This is a genomic window from Sinomonas sp. T428B (assembly GCF_056780155.1).
Genome location: NZ_JBRAZR010000001.1, coordinates 1,544,452 through 1,563,696 on the forward strand (window position 1 = coordinate 1,544,452; position 19,245 = coordinate 1,563,696).

Annotated in this window: 15 protein-coding genes and 2 rRNA genes; 12 read left to right on the forward strand and 5 right to left on the reverse strand. The window is 71.1% G+C overall.

Translation table 11 applies throughout. The annotated features are described in order from the left end of the window. Positions 1-38 precede the first annotated feature (38 nt). Both ACUYMY_RS07145 and rrf read left to right on the forward strand, forming a co-directional pair. Positions 39-3,167: ribosomal RNA gene (locus ACUYMY_RS07145) — 23S ribosomal RNA — on the forward strand. A 176-nt stretch (positions 3,168-3,343) separates the two neighbouring features. Next, positions 3,344-3,460 (forward strand): 5S ribosomal RNA (rrf, locus tag ACUYMY_RS07150). A gap of 30 nt (positions 3,461-3,490) precedes the next feature. On the opposite strand, the gene ACUYMY_RS07155 is transcribed toward rrf, so the two are convergent. Further along, a complete protein-coding gene (locus ACUYMY_RS07155) occupies positions 3,491-4,915 on the reverse strand; it encodes a hypothetical protein (RefSeq protein ID WP_481702906.1) in 1,425 nt (474 codons plus the stop codon). Between the two features lie 66 nt (positions 4,916-4,981). Between ACUYMY_RS07155 and ACUYMY_RS07160 the strand changes: the two genes are divergently transcribed. From ACUYMY_RS07160 to ACUYMY_RS07205, 10 genes are all read left to right on the forward strand, one after another. Continuing rightward, positions 4,982-5,902: a hypothetical protein gene (locus ACUYMY_RS07160; RefSeq protein ID WP_481702907.1), complete on the forward strand. Its 921-nt coding sequence runs from the start codon at positions 4,982-4,984 to the stop codon at positions 5,900-5,902. 1 nt (position 5,903) lies between these two features. After that, on the forward strand, positions 5,904-6,884 hold the full coding sequence (locus ACUYMY_RS07165) for an HAD-IIA family hydrolase (protein ID WP_481702908.1): 981 nt from the start codon (positions 5,904-5,906) through the stop codon (positions 6,882-6,884). Positions 6,885-6,927: 43 nt separating this feature from the next. Next, positions 6,928-7,152 (forward strand): hypothetical protein, encoded by a 225-nt coding sequence (locus ACUYMY_RS07170; protein WP_481702909.1) that lies wholly within the window; start codon positions 6,928-6,930, stop codon positions 7,150-7,152. A gap of 2 nt (positions 7,153-7,154) precedes the next feature. Then, a complete protein-coding gene (locus ACUYMY_RS07175; protein ID WP_481702910.1) occupies positions 7,155-8,012 on the forward strand; it encodes a TlyA family RNA methyltransferase in 858 nt (285 codons plus the stop codon). Further along, complete coding sequence (locus ACUYMY_RS07180; protein WP_481702911.1) at positions 8,009-9,001, forward strand: NAD kinase; 993 nt, start codon at positions 8,009-8,011, stop codon at positions 8,999-9,001. The genes ACUYMY_RS07175 and ACUYMY_RS07180 overlap by 4 nt, the downstream gene beginning before the upstream one ends. A 14-nt stretch (positions 9,002-9,015) precedes the next feature. Then, complete coding sequence (recN, locus tag ACUYMY_RS07185) at positions 9,016-10,761, forward strand: DNA repair protein RecN (RefSeq protein ID WP_481702912.1); 1,746 nt, start codon at positions 9,016-9,018, stop codon at positions 10,759-10,761. A gap of 82 nt (positions 10,762-10,843) precedes the next feature. Continuing rightward, positions 10,844-12,655: a CTP synthase gene (locus ACUYMY_RS07190; protein ID WP_481702913.1), complete on the forward strand. Its 1,812-nt coding sequence runs from the start codon at positions 10,844-10,846 to the stop codon at positions 12,653-12,655. Between the two features lie 8 nt (positions 12,656-12,663). Then, positions 12,664-13,329 carry an NUDIX domain-containing protein gene (locus tag ACUYMY_RS07195; protein WP_481702914.1) on the forward strand — a complete coding sequence of 222 codons (666 nt, stop codon included), beginning with the start codon at positions 12,664-12,666 and terminating at the stop codon, positions 13,327-13,329. 14 nt (positions 13,330-13,343) lie between these two features. Continuing rightward, positions 13,344-14,342, forward strand: coding sequence for a site-specific tyrosine recombinase XerD (gene xerD, locus ACUYMY_RS07200; protein WP_481702915.1), 999 nt, complete (start codon positions 13,344-13,346; stop codon positions 14,340-14,342). Continuing rightward, positions 14,342-14,830 (forward strand): 8-oxo-dGTP diphosphatase, encoded by a 489-nt coding sequence (locus ACUYMY_RS07205; RefSeq protein WP_481702916.1) that lies wholly within the window; start codon positions 14,342-14,344, stop codon positions 14,828-14,830. The genes xerD and ACUYMY_RS07205 overlap by 1 nt, the downstream gene beginning before the upstream one ends. 33 nt (positions 14,831-14,863) lie before the next feature. Here ACUYMY_RS07205 and ACUYMY_RS07210 read toward each other — a convergent pair whose 3' ends face one another. The 4 genes from ACUYMY_RS07210 to ACUYMY_RS07225 all read right to left on the reverse strand — a co-directional run bounded on the left by ACUYMY_RS07210 (position 14,864) and on the right by ACUYMY_RS07225 (position 19,187). Continuing rightward, entirely contained in the window at positions 14,864-16,015 is a 1,152-nt protein-coding gene (locus ACUYMY_RS07210; protein WP_481702917.1) for a bifunctional 2-methylcitrate synthase/citrate synthase, read from the reverse strand. A gap of 66 nt (positions 16,016-16,081) precedes the next feature. Next, positions 16,082-16,999, reverse strand: coding sequence for a methylisocitrate lyase (prpB, locus tag ACUYMY_RS07215; RefSeq protein WP_481702918.1), 918 nt, complete (start codon positions 16,997-16,999; stop codon positions 16,082-16,084). 3 nt (positions 17,000-17,002) lie between these two features. After that, complete coding sequence (locus ACUYMY_RS07220; RefSeq protein ID WP_481702919.1) at positions 17,003-18,523, reverse strand: MmgE/PrpD family protein; 1,521 nt, start codon at positions 18,521-18,523, stop codon at positions 17,003-17,005. Then, a complete protein-coding gene (locus ACUYMY_RS07225) occupies positions 18,516-19,187 on the reverse strand; it encodes a GntR family transcriptional regulator (protein WP_481702920.1) in 672 nt (223 codons plus the stop codon). The genes ACUYMY_RS07220 and ACUYMY_RS07225 overlap by 8 nt, the downstream gene beginning before the upstream one ends. Positions 19,188-19,245 lie beyond the last annotated feature (58 nt).

A 19,245-nucleotide genomic window follows, 5' to 3' on the forward strand; every position in this document is an offset into this window, starting at 1 on the left:
TAGGACATGCATTGTGTGCGTGTCCTTGGTTTCTTCTGTGTGAAGTTTCCAAGGGCGCACGGTGGATGCCTTGGCATCGGGAGCCGATGAAGGACGTGGGAATCTGCGATAAGCCTGGGGGAGTCGATAACCGGACTGTGATCCCAGGGTGTCCGAATGGGGAAACCCCGCCATGCGCCGCGAGGTGATGTGGTGACCCGCCGTTGAACGCATAGACGGTGTGGGGGGAACGCGGGGAAGTGAAACATCTCAGTACCCGCAGGAAGAGAAAACAAGAGTGATTCCGTCAGTAGTGGCGAGCGAACGCGGATGGGGCCAAACCCGGCGTGTGTGATACCCGGCAGGGGTTGCGCGTCGGGGGTTGTGGGGCTCTGCTTCGGTCATCTGCCGGTGGCCGGGGGTGAGTGCAGGAGTGTAGGCGAACGGTCTTGAAGGGCCGGCCGGAGAGGGTGTGAGTCCCGTAGCCGGAACGCTTGTCTGCCGCCCTTGCGGATGTCCCCAAGTAGCACGGGGCCCGAGGAATCCCGTGCGAATCTGTCAGGACCACCTGATAAGCCTGAATACTACCCGATGACCGATAGCGGACCAGTACCGTGAGGGAAAGGTGAAAAGTACCCCGGGAGGGGAGTGAAACAGTACCTGAAACCGTGCGCCTACAAGCCGTCAGAGCCTCCGGGTGGGGTGATGGCGTGCCTTTTGAAGAATGAGCCTGCGAGTTAGTGCCATGTCGCGAGGTTAACCCGTGTGGGGGAGCCGTAGCGAAAGCGAGTCTGAACAGGGCGTTCAGTGGCGTGGTCTAGACCCGAAGCGGGGTGATCTACCCATGGCCAGGTTGAAGCGACGGTAAGACGTCGTGGAGGACCGAACCCACTTCAGTTGAAAATGGAGGGGATGAGCTGTGGGTAGGGGTGAAAGGCCAATCAAACTCCGTGATAGCTGGTTCTCCCCGAAATGCATTTAGGTGCAGCGTTGCGTGTTTCTTGCCGGAGGTAGAGCTACTGGATGGCCGATGGGCCCCACCAGGTTACTGACGTCAGCCAAACTCCGAATGCCGGCAAGTGAGAGCGCAGCAGTGAGACTGCGGGGGATAAGCTTCGCAGTCGAGAGGGAAACAGCCCAGACCACCGGCTAAGGCCCCCAAGCGTGTGCTAAGTGGGAAAGGATGTGGAGTTGCCCAGACAACCAGGAGGTTGGCTTAGAAGCAGCCACCCTTGAAAGAGTGCGTAATAGCTCACTGGTCAAGTGATTCCGCGCCGACAATGTAGCGGGGCTCAAGCACACCGCCGAAGCCGTGGCAGTGACACACGAACCCAGGACCTTGCGGTTCCAGGGGTGTTGCTGGGTAGGGGAGCGTCGTGCGGGCAGTGAAGCTCCAGGGTGACCTAGGGGTGGAGGCCGCACGAGTGAGAATGCAGGCATGAGTAGCGAAAGACGGGTGGGAAACCCGTCCGCCGGATGATCAAGGGTTCCAGGGTCAAGCTCATCTGCCCTGGGTAAGTCGGGACCTAAGGCGAGGCCGACAGGCGTAGTCGATGGACAACGGGTCGATATTCCCGTACCGGCGAAGGACCGCCCATGCCGGACAGCCGATGCTGACCGCCCAACCCCCGCACCGCCAGTCCTTCGGGACCGGCACCGTGGGGCGCGCGCGGGACCCAGAGCTGCGAGGCAAGCGTATTAACAGGTGTGACGCAGGAAGGCAGCCCGGCCAGGCGATGGTTGACCTGGTCCAAGGACGTAGGGCGCGCGGCAGGCAAATCCGCCGCGCACGAAGCCTGAGATCCGACGGGACCCCCTCACGGGGGGATCGGGTGATCCTATGCTGCCGAGAAAAGCATCGACGCGAGGTCCCAGCCGCCCGTACCCCAAACCGACACAGGTGATCAGGTAGAGAATACCAAGGCGATCGAGAGAATCACGGTCAAGGAACTCGGCAAAATGCCCCCGTAACTTCGGGAGAAGGGGGACCCCGACCGTGGAGGCCGCATGCCGGCCCGAGCGGGCAAGGGTCGCAGAGACCAGGGGGAAGCGACTGTTTACTAAAAACACAGGTCCGTGCGAAGTCGCAAGACGATGTATACGGACTGACTCCTGCCCGGTGCTGGAAGGTTAAGAGGACCCGTCAGCCAGCAATGGCGAAGCGGAGAATTCAAGCCCCAGTAAACGGCGGTGGTAACTATAACCATCCTAAGGTAGCGAAATTCCTTGTCGGGTAAGTTCCGACCTGCACGAATGGAGTAACGACTTCCCCGCTGTCTCGACCGTGAACTCGGCGAAATTGCACTACGAGTAAAGATGCTCGTTACGCGCAGCAGGACGGAAAGACCCCGAGACCTTCACTATAGTTTGGTATTGGTGTTCGGAGCGGCTTGTGTAGGATAGGTGGGAGACTGTGAAGCGGGCACGCCAGTGCCGGTGGAGTCATCGTTGAAATACCACTCTGGTCGCTTTGGACATCTAACCTCGGCCCGTGATCCGGGTCAGGGACAGTGCCTGATGGGTAGTTTAACTGGGGCGGTTGCCTCCCAAAGGGTAACGGAGGCGCCCAAAGGTCCCCTCAGCCTGGTCGGCAACCAGGTGTCGAGTGCAAGTGCACAAGGGGGCTTGACTGTGAGAGAGGCATCTCGAGCAGGGACGAAAGTCGGGACTAGTGATCCGGCGGCTCCTCGTGGAAGGGCCGTCGCTCAACGGATAAAAGGTACCTCGGGGATAACAGGCTGATCTTGCCCAAGAGTCCATATCGACGGCATGGTTTGGCACCTCGATGTCGGCTCGTCGCATCCTGGGGCTGGAGTAGGTCCCAAGGGTTGGGCTGTTCGCCCATTAAAGCGGTACGCGAGCTGGGTTTAGAACGTCGTGAGACAGTTCGGTCCCTATCCGCTGCGCGCGCAGGAAATCTGAGAAGGGCTGTCCTCAGTACGAGAGGACCGGGACGGACGAACCTCTGGTGTGCCAGTTGTACCGCCAGGTGCACGGCTGGTTGGCTACGTTCGGATGGGATAACCGCTGAAAGCATCTAAGCGGGAAGCCCGCTTCAAGATGAGATTTCCACGGACCTCGTGTCCGGGAGGCCCCCAGCAGACCACTGGGTTGATAGGCCGGACGTGGAAGCAAGGACTGAAGACTTGCGAAGCCGACCGGTACTAATAGGCCGACAACTTCACACACACCCACCCCACCCGGGGTGGCAGGAACACACTGCTCGCGTCCACTCTACGGTCCCCAGACAACAAACCCCCGCCACCAAAAAAGCGGCGGCAGGGCACCACCACACAACCGAACACACTCACGGAACACCGTGACCAGGCTTCCCACCCCCACCCCGGGGGCCGGGACAACGGGTTACGGCGGTCATAGCGTGGGGGAAACGCCCGGTCCCATCCCGAACCCGGAAGCTAAGACCCACAGCGCCGATGGTACTGCACCCGACAGGGTGTGGGAGAGTAGGACACCGCCGGACAACCATTACACCGTAGAGGGCCCCGCGACATCACCGTCGCCGGGGCCCTCCGGCATTTAAGCGGGGCGCACAGGCCCCCGGGTCCGGGGAGGGCCCCAGCACGTAGACTTGATGCCAGTTGTGCCGGAGCAGAGACCTCCGACGAAAAACCGATAGTGAAATGCGCGTGTGGTGACGTGCCACGCCGTGGGAAAGAGGAGCCAGATGGCAGAGGACAGCGGACGCGGCCGAGGCGGACGGGGCTTCGACGGCCCCCGACGGGGCGGTGACAGCGGCCGGGGCTCCGATCGCTTCGGCGGCGCCTTCCGCGGCACGAGCAACTCGGGGGGCAGGCCCCGGGGCTTCCGGGACCGTGACCGTGAGGGTTTCCAGGGGCGCTCGTCGGAGGGAGGCGAGCGCCGCTTCGGGGGCCGCGACAGTGAGGGCGCTGAGCGTCGTCCGTTCGACCGCGAGGGAGGCGAGCGCCGCTTCGGGGGCCGCGACGGTGAGGGCGCTGAGCGTCGTCCGTTCGACCGCGAGGGCGGCGAGCGCCGCTACGGCGGCTCCGATCGTGGCGAGCGTCGTCCGTTCCGCCGGGATGAGGGCGGTGAGCGCCGCTTCGGCGACCGGGACCGTGCTCCACGCTCCTCTGACCGTGAGGGTGGCGAGCGCCGTCCGTTTGGCGATCGTGACCGGGGGGAGCGTCGTCCCTTCAACCGTGAGGGTGGCGAGCGCCGTCCGTTTGGCGATCGTGACCGGGGGGAGCGTCGTCCCTTCAACCGTGAGGGTGGCGAGCGCCGTCCGTTTGGCGATCGTGACCGGGGGGAGCGTCGTCCCTTCAACCGTGAGGGTGGCGAGCGCCGTCCATTCGGTGACCGGGACCGCGGTGAGCGCCGTTTCGGTGACCGCGACCGTGCTCCTCGCTCCTTCGACCGTGAGGGTGGCGAGCGCCGTCCATTCGGTGACCGCGATCGTGGTGATCGGGGTCCGCGCCAGTTCGAGCGTGAGGACCGCGGTGAGCGTCGTCCGTTCGGCGATCGGGAGCAGGGAGAGCGCCGCTCCTTCGACCGCGGTGATCGTGGGGAGCGCCGTCCGTTCGGCGATCGGGATCGTGGTGACCGCGCCCCGCGGCAGTTCGGGCGCGAGGACCGTGGCGACCGCCGTCCGTTCGGTGACCGGGAGCAGGGAGAGCGCCGCTCCTTCGACCGTGGCGACCGCCGTCCGTTCGGTGACCGGGAGCAGGGAGAGCGCCGCTCCTTCGACCGTGGCGATCGCGGTGAGCGTCGTCCGTTCGGCGAGCGTGACCGCGGTGAGCGCCGTCCGTTCCGGCGCGACGAGGGCGCAGGGCGCCCGGAAGGACGCGAGGCCCGCGGGCCCCGCCCGTACGGGGCCGACCGCCCGCGCACGGAGCGCGGCGACCGCCCGGGGCGCTACGAGGAGCGCGGCTACGACCGGCAGGAGCGGCCCCGTGAGCACAACCCGGCCGACCTGCGCGTCTCCAACCGCCCTGACCGCGAGAAGTCTCCGGAGATCGACCCGGACGTGACGGGCAAGGAGCTCGACCGCGGGACGGCCGCCCAGCTGCGCACGCTCGAGGGCAACAACGGCGAGTGGGTCTCCAAGCACCTCGTCATGGCCGGCCGGCTCATCGACATCGACCCCGAGATGGCCTATCAGCACGCCCTCGCGGCGAGCCGCCGCGGCGGGCGCATCGGCGCCGTCCGCGAGGCCGTCGGGATGACCGCGTACGCGGCGGGCCGCTACGACGACGCCCTGCGCGAGTTCCGCACGTTCCGCCGGATCACCGGCTCGAGCATCCACCTGGCGCACATGGCAGACTGCGAGCGTGGCCTTGGCAGGCCCGAGAAGGCCCTCGAGCTGGCTGCCTCCGACGAGCGCAACATGCTCGACAACGCCGGCAAGGCCGAGCTCGCGATCGTGGCCTCCGGCGCCCGCGCCGACATGGGCGACCTCGCCGGCGCGGTGCGCGAGCTCGAGATCCCGCAGCTCGACATCAACCGGGCCTTCTCCTTCAGCCCGCGCCTCTTCGAGGCCTACGCCGACGCGCTCTCCGCCGCCGGCCGCGCCCAGGAGGCCGCCCGCTGGTACCGCCAGATCGGCGTGGCCGAGAGCGCCCTCGGCGTTGGCGAGTTCGCCGAGCCGGAGATCGTCGACCTCGGCTGGGACGAGGACGAGGAGTCCGCCGAGGCGCGCGAGGCCGGCGGCGAGAACCGGGAGAACCCTCAGGGCGTCGAGGAAGGCGTCGAGGCTCCGAATGCCCCGGAGCCTGGGCTGGCCGAGGACGAGATCGGCCTGCACGAAGTCGACGCCTCGGACCTGGACGCCGAGGCGGAGGCCGCTGGCGACGAGGACGGCCCGCTGGAGTCCGACGGGCTCGGTGATGCCGGGGGCGACGCCGGCGCGGCAGGCCAGCAGGGCGGCGAGCGGGACGAGAACGCCTAGCATGGCCGACTTCATCGACGCGTTCGACGCGGTCCTCTCGGACCTCGACGGCGTCGTCTACGCGGGACCGCACGCGATCCCCGGCGCCGTCGAGGCCCTGCAGGCCCTCGATGGCCGGGGCGTGCGGCTCGGCTACGTGACCAACAACGCCTCGCGGAGCCCCGCCGAGGTGGCCGCGCACCTGCGCGAGCTCGGGGCACCCGCGGCGGACGACGACGTCGTGAGCTCGGCGCAGGCCGGCGCCGAGCTGCTCGCGCGCCAGGTCCCCACGGGAGCGCGCGTCCTCGTCACGGGCAGCCAGTTCCTTGCCCACGAGGTCCAGCAGCGAGGGCTGGTCCCCGTCGCCTCGGCCGAGGACGCCCCCCACGCCGTGATCCAGGGCTTCAGCCCCGACCTCGGCTGGCGGCAGCTCGCCGAGGCGGCCTACGCCGTCGCCGCCGGCGCGGTGTGGGTCGCGACGAACACGGACATGTCCATTCCGCAGGCCCGCGGGACGGCGCCCGGCAACGGGACGCTTGTGGCAGCGGTCAGGGCGGCGACGGGGCGCGAGCCGCTCGTGGCAGGCAAGCCGGAGGCCCCGCTGTTCCTCGCCGCGGCCGAGCGACTCGGCGCCCGCCGCCCCGTCGTGGTCGGCGACCGGCTCGACACCGACATCCTCGGCGGCAACCGCGCGGGGTTCGCGACCGCGGCCGTCCTGACCGGCGTCGACACGCCCGAGACGATCCTCGCCGCCCGCACCGCCGAGCGGCCAGGATTCATCCTCGCCACGCTCGCCGACTTCTACCGCCCCTACCCGGACGCGGTGGCGGACGACGGCGCGTGGCGGGTCGGCGGCGCGGCCGCACGGGCCGTGGACGGCGCCGTCGAGGTCTCAGGAACGCCCGACGACCTCGACGCGTGGCGCGCGGCGTGCGCCGCCTGGTGGGAGGCCTGCCCGGACGCCGGAGCGCCGACCTCCCCCGAGCTGCGCTGGGAACGGTAGGACGGGTCGGGAACTGTCGGCGGGGATCGATAAGCTGGGGGCCATGAGCCAGGATCCACAGCCGGAACAGGCCCCCACCCCCGCCGACCTCCGCGGCGCCGTGGGCCCGGCCGCGTCCGTGCCCGCGGCGGGAACGGGCGTCGAGGAGGCCCTCGAGGCCCTCGCCGCGGCCGAGGGGCTCCCGCTCGCCGACCGCGCGGCCGCCTTCGAGGAGTTCCACGAGGCGCTCACGGCCGTGCTGGAGACGGACCCGGAGGCGGGGGAGTAGCCGTGGCCCGACTCGACCTCGAGCTCGTCCGCCGCGGCCTCGCGCGCTCCCGCACGCACGCCGCGAAGCTCATCGCGGACGGCGCCGTGACCGTCGCCGACGGCGCCGTCACCCGCGCCTCCCACGCCGTCGACGAGTCGACCCCCATCGCCGTCGCGGCCACCGAGCACGAGCGCTTCGTGAGCCGGGCCGGGCACAAGCTCGCCGGCGCCCTCGAGCGCTTCCCCGCCGTGGACCCGTCCGGCGCCCGCTGCCTCGACGCCGGGGCCTCGACGGGCGGGTTCACGGACGTCCTCCTGCAGGCGGGCGCGGCCGAGGTCGTCGCCGTCGACGTGGGCCACGGCCAGCTCGTCGACTCCCTCCGCGTGGACCCCCGCGTGCGGGTCCACGAGGGCCTCAACGTGCGGGACCTCGAGCCCGGCATGATCGGCGGCCCCGCCCGCGTGACGGTCGCCGACCTGTCCTTCATCTCGCTCACGCTCGTCCTCGCGCCGCTGGCCGCCTGCACCGAGCCCGGCGGGGATCTCGTCGTCATGGTCAAGCCCCAGTTCGAGGTGGGCCGGGAGCGCCTGGCCCGCACCGGCGTCGTCGGCTCGGACAGCGAACGACGCCGCGCTGTCGCCTCCGTCGTGGAGGCGGCGGCTGCGGCTGGCCTCGCCCTCCGCGGCCTCGCCCAGAGCCCGCTGCCCGGCCAGGACGGCAACCTCGAGTACTTCCTCTGGCTGTCCCGCCCCGGCGGGGACGAGCTCGGGCCGGGCCCCGCGCCGTCGTCCGCCGCGGGCGAGGCAGCGGCCACCGACGCGACCGCCTGGGTCGCGGCCCACTGGCCCACCACCGACCCCCGGGAGGCCCAGGCATGACCCGCCGCATCCTCGTCCTCGCCCACACCGGCAGGGAGGACTCCATGGTGGCGGCCCGCGAGGCCTGCGCCCAGCTCTACGGCTCCGGCCTCGTGCCGGTCATGCAGGAGGCCCAGCGCGCGGACCTCGAGAAGCGCTTCGACGGGCTCGACCACCCCACGGAGATCCTGGGGCAGGACATCGGCCTCGACGAGGTCGAGCTCGTCATGGTCCTGGGCGGGGACGGGACGATCCTGCGCGCCTCCGAGCTCGTCCGCGACGTCGACGTCCCCCTGCTGGGCGTGAACCTCGGCCACGTCGGGTTCCTCGCCGAGAGCGAGCGCGCCGACCTCGCCCAGACGGTCGAGTGGGTCGCCTCGCGCAGCTACTCCGTCGAGGAGCGCATGACGATCGACGTGACGGTGTGGCACCAGGGCCGCAAGGTCGCGCACACATGGGCCCTCAACGAGGCTGCCGTGGAGAAGGCGAGCCGCGAGCGGATGATCGAGGTCGTGACCGAGGTCGACGGCAAGCCGCTGACCTCGTTCGGCTGCGACGGGGTGGTCCTCGCGACCCCCACCGGGAGCACCGCCTACGCGTTCTCGGCCGGCGGGCCCATCGTGTGGCCCGAGGTCGAGGCCCTCGTCATCGCCCCGATCAGCGCGCACGCGCTCTTCGCCAAGCCGCTCGTCGTCTCGCCGCACTCGCGCCTGGCCGTCGAGATCCTCGGCCGCACCGACGCCCACGGCGTCCTGTGGTGCGACGGCCGCCGCTCGATCGCCCTCCCGCCGGGGGCTCGCGTCGAGGTCACGAAGTCACCCCTGCCCGTGCGGCTCGCGCGGATCAGCGCGACGCCGTTCTCCGCGCGCCTCGTGCGCAAGTTCGAACTCCCCATCCACGGCTGGCGCGGCCCGGTCCCGGCCCCCGCGCCGAACGGCCCCGAGCCGGTGGTCCCCGAGGTGCCCCCCATCCCGTGGGGAGGCCGGCCCGCCGCCAGCGACGAGACCTGAGACGAGGAGCACCCATGATCGAGGAACTCAGGATCCGCGACCTCGGCGTCATCACCGAGGCGTCCCTCCCGCTCGGCCCCGGGCTGAGCGTCGTGACCGGCGAGACGGGCGCGGGCAAGACCATGGTCGTCACCGCCCTCGGACTCCTGCTCGGCGGACGGTCCGACGCCGGCGCCGTCCGAACCGGCGCGAAGTCCGCCCTCGCGGAGGCGAGCATCCGGCTCGAGCCCGGCCACGCCGCCGTCGTGCGCGCAGAGGAGGCCGGCGCCGAGGTCGAGGAGCACGACGGCGCGGCCGAGCTCCTGCTCGCTCGCACCGTCGGCGCGGACGGACGCAGCCGTGCGCACGTCGGCGGCCGCAGCGCCCCCGTCGGGACGCTGGCCGACGTCGGCAGCCGCCTCGTCGTCATCCACGGCCAGTCCGAGCAGCTGCGGCTCAAGAGCCCGGCCGCCCAGCGCGAGGCCCTCGACAAGTTCGCCGGCGAGGCCTTCGCGGCCAAGCAGGCGGCCTACGCCAAGCGCTACGGCGGGTGGGTCGCCGCGCGCCGGGAGCTCGACGAGCTCACGTCGAATGCGCGCGAGCGCATCCGCGAGGCCGAGTCCCTCGAGGCCGCCCTCGCGGAGATCCGCGAGATCGGTCCGGAGCCGGGGGAGGACGAGGCCCTGCGCGCCGAGTCGCTGCGCCTCTCGCACGCCGAGGCCCTCCGTGCGGCGGCCCAGCAGGCGCACGAGGCGCTCGTTGCCGAGGACTTCGGCGAGGCCTCCGACGCGACGACACTCGTGGACGGCGCCAAGCGGGTCCTCGACCAGGTCTCGGAGCACGATCCCGAGCTCGCCGCGGCCGCCGAGCGGCTCGCCGAGGCGGGCTTCCTGCTCGCGGACGTCGCCTCCTCGCTCGCGAGCTACGGCTCGGCCCTCGACGCGGACCCCGGCCGGCTCGCGGAGGTCGAGGAGCGGCGCGCGGCACTCAATGGCCTGACGCGCAAGTACGCCCCGACGCTCGACGAGGTCCTCGCCTGGGCCGAGGCGGGGCAGAAGCGCCTCTTCGAGCTCCAGGACGACGACGGCCGGATCGAGACGCTCACGGAGCAGCTCGTGCGCGACGAGGCCGAGCTCACGGAGCTGGCCGCCGAGATGACCGCCCTGCGCCAGACGGCCGCCCTCGAGCTTGCCGAGCGCGTGAGCGCGGAGCTCACGGCCCTCGCGATGCCGGACGCGACCCTGCACGTCACGGTCGAGCCCACGGGGGAGCTCGGGCCGGACGGGGCGGACACGGTCTCGATCCAGCTCCAGCCGCACGCAGGCGCGCCGGCCCGGCCGCTCGGCAAGGGCGCCTCGGGCGGCGAGCTCTCGCGCGTCATGCTCGCCATCGAGGTCGTGCTCGCGGCCGTCGACCCTGTTCCGACGTTCGTCTTCGACGAGGTCGACTCGGGGGTGGGCGGGCGCGCCGCCGTCGAGATCGGCCGGCGCCTCGCGATGCTGGCCCGCCACGTCCAGGTGCTCGTCGTGACCCACCTGCCGCAGGTCGCCGCGTTCGCGGACCACCACATCACGGTGATCAAGAACTCGGTCGCGTCCTCGCGCAGCGCCACCGGGGTCGAGGGCGTGACCTCGAGCGACGTCCGCCTCCTCGAGGACCAGGAGCGGGTCGTCGAGCTCGCCCGCATGCTCGCCGGGCAGGAGGACTCCACGAGCGCCCAGGCGCACGCCCTCGAGCTGCTCGAGGACGCCGCGTCCTCGAGGGCGGCCGCCGCTGGCTGAGCCTGGCCGGCTGAGCCTGGCCGGCTGGGCCGGGCCGAGTGGCAGCCGACACGACGCGCCGGCAGAGGTGGACGGCCGATCGGTGATATGCTCGAATTCCGTGGTGCAGCGAACTCATTCCCGTTTCTCAGACTCCGCCCAGACGACCAAGCAGATCTTCGTCACCGGCGGCGTGGCGTCCTCGCTCGGGAAAGGCCTGACGGCGTCCAGCCTCGGCCACCTGCTGCGGGCCCGCGGCCTCTCGGTGACCATGCAGAAGCTGGATCCCTACCTCAACGTGGATCCAGGAACCATGAACCCGTTCCAGCACGGCGAAGTCTTCGTCACCGAGGACGGCGCCGAGACCGACCTGGACATCGGGCACTACGAGCGCTTCCTCGACGAGTCGCTCGACGGCTCCGCGAACGTGACGACGGGCCAGGTCTACTCGACCGTCATCGCCAAGGAGCGCCGCGGCGAGTACCTCGGCGACACCGTCCAGGTCATCCCCCACATCACCGACGAGATCAAGCGCCGGATGCGCCTGCCCGCCGAGGGCGAGAGCGCCCCGGACGTGATCATCACCGAGATCGGCGGCACGGTCGGCGACATCGAGTCCCAGCCGTTCCTCGAGGCGGCCCGCCAGGTCCGCCAGGACGTGGGCCGCGGGAACGTGTTCTTCCTGCACGTCTCGCTCGTGCCCTACATCGGCCCGTCGCAGGAGCTCAAGACCAAGCCGACGCAGCACTCGGTCGCGGCCCTGCGCTCGATCGGCATCCAGCCCGAGGCGATCGTGATCCGCTCGGACCGCCAGATCCCCGAGGCGATGCGCGAGAAGATCGGGCGGATGTGCGACGTCGACACGGACGCCGTGGTCAACTGCCCCGACGCGCCGAGCATCTACGACATCCCCAAGGTCATCCACTCCCAGGGCCTCGACTCGTACATCGTCCGCGCCCTCGACCTGCCGTTCAAGGACGTCGACTGGACCAAGTGGGACCGCCTGCTCCAGGCCGTCCACCAGCCCGCGCACGAGGTCGAGATCGCCCTCGTCGGGAAGTACATCGACCTCCCGGACGCGTACCTGTCCGTCACCGAGGCGATGCGCGCCGGCGGCTTCGCGAACGACACGAAGGTCAAGATCCGCTGGGTCGCCTCCGACGAGTGCCAGACCCCGGCCGGGGCCGAGAAGGCGCTCGACGGCGTCGACGCGATCCTCGTGCCCGGCGGCTTCGGCATCCGCGGCCTCGAGGGCAAGCTCGGAGCCCTCACGCTGGCGCGCGAGAGCGGCCTGCCGACCCTCGGCCTGTGCCTCGGGCTCCAGTGCATGGTCATCGAGTACGCGCGCAACGTCGTCGGCCTCGAGGACGCCTCCTCGAGCGAGTTCGAGCCTGACTCGAAGCACCCCGTCATCGCGACCATGGCCGAGCAGCTCGACATCGTCGAGGGCAAGGGCGACATGGGCGGCACGATGCGCCTGGGCCTCTACGACGCCGCGCTCACGCCTGGCTCGGTCGTGGCCGAGACCTACGGCACGACCAAGGTCGCCGAGCGGCACCGCCACCGCTACGAGGTGAACAACGCCTACCGCGAGCAGATCGCCGCCAAGGGCCTCGTCTTCTCGGGCACCTCGCCCGACGGCCAGCTCGTCGAGTTCGTCGAGCTCCCGCGCGAGCAGCACCCCTACTACGTGGCCACGCAGGCGCACCCCGAGCTCGGCTCGCGCCCGACCCGCCCGCACCCGCTGTTCGTGGGCCTCGTCAAGGCCGCCCTCGAGCACCAGACGGCCAAGGCGGCCGGTGCCGGCACCGCGGCGGAGGCCCCGTCGTCGTCCGCATCCGAGGGCGCGGCTGCGTCCGAGGGCGCCACCGCATCCGAGGCGCCCGCCCCGGCCGCCGCCGGCAAGGGCAAGTAGGACCGGGGATGACGACGCACGCGCCGCGGCCGGACGGCAGCTCGACGCACGTCGAGGATGCCCTGAGCCCGCGGCGCGTGCTGTCCTCGGAGAAGGTCTACACGGGCCGGATCTGGGACGTCCGCAGCGACTCCTTCGAGCTCTCGGAGGGCGCGGGCACGCTCCACCGCGACTACATCGACCACCCAGGGGCCGTCGCAGTCCTGCCCATGGACGGGGACGGCAGGGTGCTCCTGCTGCGCCAGTACCGGCACCCCGTCGGGATGGACCTGTGGGAGATCCCCGCCGGCCTCCTCGACGTCGAGGGCGAGTCCAACCTCGACGCCGCCGCGCGCGAGCTCGCTGAGGAGGCGGACCTCGCCGCAGACCACTGGTACGTCCTCGCGGACTTCTTCAACTCGCCCGGCTCCTCGAGCGAGGCGATCCGGATCTACCTGGCCCGGGGCCTGCGCGAGATCCCGCACCACGAGCGCCACGAGCGCACCGACGAGGAGTCCGAGATCGAGTTCGCGTGGGTCGACCTCGACGAGGCCGTGCAGGCCGTGCTCGGCGGCCGGCTGCACAACCCAAGCGCAGTCGTGGCCGTCCTCGCCGCGGACGCCGCCCGCCGGGACGGCTACACCTCCCTGCGCCCCGGCGACAGCCCGTGGCCGGCCCACCCGGGCCAGCGCTGAGCGGGCCCCGCCCCATGGAGGCACTCGCATCGACGGACGGCGCACGGACGGACGCCGCACGGACCGAGGCCGTGCCCGCGCCCGCGCTCCTGCGTGCTGTCGAGGACTACCTGCGCCACCTCGCCGTCGAGCGGGGGCTTGCCCCCAACACCCTGGCCGCCTACCGCCGCGACCTCGCCCGCTACGCGGCGTACCTCATGCGCGAGGGCGTCGGCGCGCCGTCCGGCGTCGACCGCGGCCACGTCCGCCGGTTCGCCGAGGCGCTCCGGGACGGGGCCGACGGCGGGAGCCCGCTCACGGCGCGCTCGGCGGCGCGGACCGTGGTCGCCGTGCGCGGCCTGCACCGGTTCTGGGCACTCGAGGGCACGACGGCGGCCGACCCCGCCGCCGACGTCCACCCGCCGCTCGCGGGGCAGCGCCTGCCCAAGGCGATCAGCGTCGACGAGGTCAGCCGCATCCTCGACGCGGCGGCCGCGGACACGCCGTCCGGGCTCCGCGACCGGGCCCTGCTCGAGTTCCTCTACGCGACCGGCGCCCGCATCAGCGAGGCCGTGGGGCTCGACGTCGACGACCTGCGGCTCGACAGCGGCGACGCGGGACCACCCATCGTGCGGCTCTTCGGCAAGGGCTCGAAGGAGCGGCTCGTGCCGCTGGGCTCCTACGCCGCCCGCGCGCTCGAGGCGTATCTCGTGCGCGGCCGCCCGGCCCTCGTCGCCAAGGGGCGGGGGACGCCCGCCCTCTTCCTCAACGCCCGCGGCGGGCGGATCAGCCGGCAGAGCGCGTGGACCATCCTCAAGGACGTCGCCGAGAAGGCCATGATCGGGCGCGACGTCTCCCCGCACACCCTGCGGCACTCCTTCGCGACGCACCTGCTCGAGGGCGGCGCCGACGTGCGCGTCGTGCAGGAGCTCCTCGGCCACGCCTCGGTCACGACCACGCAGGTCTACACGCTCGTCACGGCGGACACCCTCCGCGAGGTCTACGCCGCTGCCCACCCGAGGGCGAGGGGCTGATGGGCGCCGCTGTCGCCCTGTGCTTCCTCCTGCGCGAGGGGCCCGCGGGCCGTGAGGTGCTCCTGGGCCGGAAGAAGCGGGGGTTCGGCCGCGGCAAGGTCGTGGGCCTCGGCGGCCATGTCGAGCCGGGGGAGTCCGCGGCGGAGGCCGCGCGCCGCGAGCTCGCCGAGGAGGCGTGCGTCGAGCTCGATGCCGCGCACGTGCTCCCTGCCGGGACGGTCGACTTCCGCTTCCCCGCCCGTCCCGACTGGGACATGCAGTGCACGATGTTCACGTGCAGGCGCTGGTCGGGGGAGGTGTGCGAGACCGAGGAGATCGAGCCGCGCTGGTACCCCGTCGACGCCCTGCCCGTCGCGCACATGTGGCAGGACGCCGACCACTGGCTCCCGATCGTCCTGGCCGGAGCCACGGGGAGCCCGCCGGACTTCCTCGTCGTGATGGCCGAGGACAACGAGACGGTCGCCCGCTTCGCCGTGCTCGGCCCCTGAACCTGGTCCTGATGTCAGCGGCCAGACGGGCCCTCAGTCGAGGTGGCGCTCGTCCGGCCCGTTGTAGGCGCTGAGCGGGCGGATGAGCGAGTTGTTCTCGAGCTGCTCGATCACGTGCGCCGTCCACCCGACGATCCGGCTCGCGACGAAGAGCGGCGTGAACGTGGGGATGTCGAAGCCCATGAGGTGGTAGGCGGGGCCGGTGGGGTAGTCGAGGTTGGGCTTGATGCCCTTGGCCTCGTCCATGGCCTGCTCGAGCCCGTCGTAGAGGCCGAGGATCTCGGGCCGGCCGTAGAAGGCGATGAGGTCGTCGAGGGCAGCCTTCATCGTGGGCACGCGGGAGTCGCCGTGCTTGTAGACGCGGTGCCCGAAGCCCATGACCTTCTTCTTCTGGGACAGCGCGGCGTCCATCCAGGCCTTGGCCCGGATCTTGGCCTGCTCGTGGGTCTCGTCAGTCCGGATCCCGATCTCCTCGAAGGTCTCCATGACGGCCTCGTTCGCGCCGCCGTGCAGCGGGCCCTTGAGCGCGCCGATCGCGGCCGTGACGGCGGAATGCAGGTCCGAGAGGGTCGAGGTCACGACGCGGGCGGTGAAGGTCGAGGCGTTGAAGGAGTGCTCGGCGTAGAGGATCATCGACACCTCGAAGGCGCGCACGACCTCGGGGGCGGCCTCCTCGCCGAAGGCCATCCAGAGGAAGTTCGCGGCGTAGCCGAGGTCCTCGCGGGGCTCGACCTGCTCCTGGCCGCGGCGGCGGCGCTGGTCATAGGCGATGACGGCGGGCATGGCGGCGAAGAGCTCGAGGGCCTTGGCGAGATTGGCCTCGCGCGAGGAGTCGTCGGCCTTCGGGTGGCGGGCGCCGTGGACGCTCGCCGCCGTGCGGCACACGTCCATCGGGTGGGCCCCGACGGGGAGCTCGTCGACGACCTGCTTGAGCAGCGGGTCGAGCGAGCGGCCCGCCCGCTCGCGCCGCTCGAAGTCGACAAGCTGCTCGGGGGTGGGCAGCTCGCCGTGCCAGACGAGGTAGGCCACCTCCTCGAAGCTGCACCTGGCGGCGAGCTCCTGCACGGGGTAGCCGCGGTAGAGGAGCGAGTTGGTCTCAGGGTTGACCTTGGAGATGGCGGTGTAGTCCACCACCACGCCGGCGAGGCCCTTCTTGATCTCGTCGGTGTTGGGCACCTGTGTCATGGGAGGACTCCTTTGTCGGGTCAGGTCGTCGGCGTGACTGGCCGTCCTTGGGGGGTCGCGGCCGTTTCAGAATCGGCCGGGGACCTGGAAGTTGAAGACGCCGGTGTCGAAGCGGTTGTACGCCTCATAGTCCACCAGCTCGTAGAGCCTCGAGCGCGTGAGCATGTTCTCGACCTGGGCCTCCTGCGTGCCGTCGTCGGCGATTGACTCCAGAGTACGTTCTGCAGCGCCCATGGCAATGCGCAGGAGCGTGACGGGGTAGATCACGAGGTTGATCCCGACGCCGGCGAGCTCGGCGACGGTGAACAGGCGGCTCTTGCCGAACTCGGTCATGTTGGCCAGGATCGGCACGTCCACGGCCGCCCGGATGGCGGCGAACTCCTCGAGCGTGCCCATCGCCTCGGGGAAGATGGCGTCGGCGCCGGCGTCGACGAGCGCCTTGGCGCGGTCGACGGCGGCGCGGAGCCCCGCCTCGCCGTCCTCCGTCGCCCGGATGTCGGTGCGGGCCATGATGAGGAAGTTCGGGTCCCGGCGGGCATCGGCGGCGGCGCGGACGCGCTTGAGCGCGGTGCCGAGGTCGACGACGGCCTTCCCGTCGAGGTGGCCGCACCGCTTCGGGTTGACCTGGTCCTCGATGTGGCAGCCGGCCAGGCCCGCGTTCTCGAGCTCCTGGACGGTCCGGGCGACGTTCATCGGCTCGCCGAAGCCGGTATCGGCGTCGACGATCGCGGGCAGCTCGGTCATCCGGGCGATCTGCCCGGCCCGGGTCGCGACCTCGGTGAGGGTCGTGAGGCCGATGTCGGGCAGGCCGAGGTCGTTGGCCAGGACCGCCCCCGAGATGTAGACGCCGGGGAAGCCCTTCTCCTCGATGAGCCTCGCGGAGAGCGGGCTGAACGCGCCGGGGAACTGCTGGATGACGCCCGAGGCGAGGGCCTCGCGCAGCCGGAGGCGCTTCTGCTCCGGGGTGCTCGTCGAATACAGCATGGTCTAGAACAGCCCCTTCGGTCCGGCGGCGAGGTCGATGACGCCGTCCTTGGCCAGGATGTTGAGCGCATCGAGCTCGCCGGGGCCGAGCTCGGGAAGGCGCTGGACGGCGTCGAGGAACCGCTCGATCTCCTCGGGCGCCACGGCCTCGGCGGCGAGGGTGCGGAACTTGGCGATGTACTGCTCGCGGCCGAAGGGGCGGGCGCCGAGCGGGTGGGCGTCGGCGACGGCGATCTCGTCCTCGATCACGGTCCCGTCGGTCAGGGTGATGACCACGGAGCCGCCGAACGCCTTCTCGGCGATGTCGAGCGAGTGGTACCGGCGGGTCCACTCCGGGTCCTCCTCGGTGGTGACCTTGTGCCACAGCGCCACGGTGTCCGGCCGCGCAGCCCGCTCGGGGGTGTAGGAGTCGACGTGGTGCCACCCGCCGTCCTGGAGGGCGACGGCGAAGATGTACGGGATCGAGTGGTCCAGAGTCTCGCGCGAGGCGGTCGGGTCGTACTTCTGCGGATCGTTCGCTCCCGAGCCGATGACGTAGTGGGTGTGGTGGCTCGTGCGGATGAGGATGCTGGCGACCTTCTCGGGGTCGATGGCCTCGGGGTGCGCGGCGTGCAGCTTCCGGGCGAGGTCGATCCAGGCCTGGGCCTGGTACTCGGCCGAGTGCTCCTTGGTGTAGGTGTCCAGGATCGCGCGCTTGGCCTCCCCGGGCGCGGGCAGCGGCACCTCGTAGGAGGCGTCCGGGCCGTCGAGGAGCCAGGCGATGACCCCGTCCTCGCCCTCGTAGATCGGCACCGGGGAGGTCTGGCCCCGCATGGCCCGGTCGACGGCCTCGACGGCCATCTTGCCCGCGAACGCGGGGGCGTGGGCCTTCCACGTGGAGATCTCGCCTTTGCGGGACTGGCGCGTCGCCGTCGTCGTGTGCAGGGCCTGGCCCACGGCCTGGAAGATGGTCTCGACGTCCAGGCCGAGCAGGGTGCCGATGCCGGCGGCGGCTGCGGGGCCCAGGTGCGCGACGTGGTCGATCTTGTGCTTGTGCAGGCAGATCGCCTTGACGAGGTCGACCTGGATCTCGTACCCGGTGGCCAGGCCCCGGACGAGGTCCCGCCCGCCCGAGCCGACGTGCTGCGCGACGGCGAGGATCGGCGGGATGTTGTCCCCGGGGTGAGAGTAGTCCGCGGCGAGGAAGGTGTCGTGGTAGTCCAGCTCGCGCACGGCCACGCCGTTGGCCCAGGCTGCCCACTCGGGGGAGACCCGGTCCCCGATGCCGAACACGAGCGCCCCGCGGCCGCCGGACGACGGCGCGTGGGCCAGCGCCTGCGCCCGCGCGGCGACGATCGGGGCCCGGTTGAGCGAGGCGATCGCGACCGCGGCGTTGTCGATGATCCGGTTGATGACCATCTCCGTCACCTCGGGCGCGACCTCGACCGGGTCGGCGGCGACCCGGGCGATCTTGTGCGCGAGCTGATCCTCGCGGGGCAGGTTCTCTTCGCTCTTGTAGACGCGGACGTGGTGCATCTCAACCATGGGAAGGCTCTTTCGGCTCGGGGGCGGGCTGGTGGTAGGTCGACGTGATGTGGTGCAGGCTGCTGCTGAGGTGGACCGCGGTCGCGGCGGCGGCGAGCTGCGGGTTGCCGTCGGCGATCGCTCCGGCGATCGCCGCGTGCTCGACGGCGGCCTGCCGCAGCCGCGCGCCGTCGTCCTTCGCGAGGCGGCGCACCCGCGCGAGGTGCACGCGCAGGCCCGCGAGGGCCTGGGACAGGTAGGAGTTGGCGATCGCGGCGTCGATTTCGGCGTCGAGCTCGGCGGCGAGGGCGTAGTACTCGCGCCGCTGGGGGTCCTCGTCGGTGACGAGGGCACCCGCCGCCGCGAAGGCGTCGCGCAGGCGGGCGAACCGCTCCCGGTCCCCGCGCTGCGCGGCGAGCGAGGCGGCCTTGGACTCGAGGGCCTCGCGGAGCTCGAAGAGCTCGTCGAGGTGATCGAGCGAGATCTCGCTCACGACGACGCCGCGGCCGCGCTGGGCGGACGCGAGGCCTTCGGCCGTGAGCCGCGCGAGCGCCTCCCGCAGGGGGGTGCGCGAGACTCCGAGCCGCTCGGACTGTTCCACTTCCGCGAGCATGCTGCCCGGGGGCAGCCGCCATTCGAGGATGTCGTCGCGGAGGGCGGCGTAGGCGCGGTCGCTGGCCTTCATGCGCCTCCCGTCTCGCTGTTGTTGCCGTCTGTATACATTGCACGCTTAGGCCCGGATC

Bases quoted from the DNA above. Each gene is read 5' to 3' on its own strand.
- ACUYMY_RS07165 (WP_481702908.1), top strand. From the start codon at position 5,904: ATGGCCGACTTCATCGACGCGTTCGACGCGGTCCTCTCGGACCTCGAC.
- ACUYMY_RS07170 (WP_481702909.1), top strand. From the start codon at position 6,928: ATGAGCCAGGATCCACAGCCGGAACAGGCCCCCACCCCCGCCGACCTC.
- ACUYMY_RS07180 (WP_481702911.1), top strand. From the start codon at position 8,009: ATGACCCGCCGCATCCTCGTCCTCGCCCACACCGGCAGGGAGGACTCC.
- recN (WP_481702912.1), top strand. From the start codon at position 9,016: ATGATCGAGGAACTCAGGATCCGCGACCTCGGCGTCATCACCGAGGCG.
- ACUYMY_RS07195 (WP_481702914.1), top strand. From the start codon at position 12,664: ATGACGACGCACGCGCCGCGGCCGGACGGCAGCTCGACGCACGTCGAG.
- xerD (WP_481702915.1), top strand. From the start codon at position 13,344: ATGGAGGCACTCGCATCGACGGACGGCGCACGGACGGACGCCGCACGG.
- ACUYMY_RS07205 (WP_481702916.1), top strand. From the start codon at position 14,342: ATGGGCGCCGCTGTCGCCCTGTGCTTCCTCCTGCGCGAGGGGCCCGCG.
- ACUYMY_RS07210 (WP_481702917.1), bottom strand. From the start codon at position 16,015: ATGACACAGGTGCCCAACACCGACGAGATCAAGAAGGGCCTCGCCGGC.
- prpB (WP_481702918.1), bottom strand. From the start codon at position 16,999: ATGCTGTATTCGACGAGCACCCCGGAGCAGAAGCGCCTCCGGCTGCGC.
- ACUYMY_RS07220 (WP_481702919.1), bottom strand. From the start codon at position 18,523: ATGGTTGAGATGCACCACGTCCGCGTCTACAAGAGCGAAGAGAACCTG.
- ACUYMY_RS07225 (WP_481702920.1), bottom strand. From the start codon at position 19,187: ATGAAGGCCAGCGACCGCGCCTACGCCGCCCTCCGCGACGACATCCTC.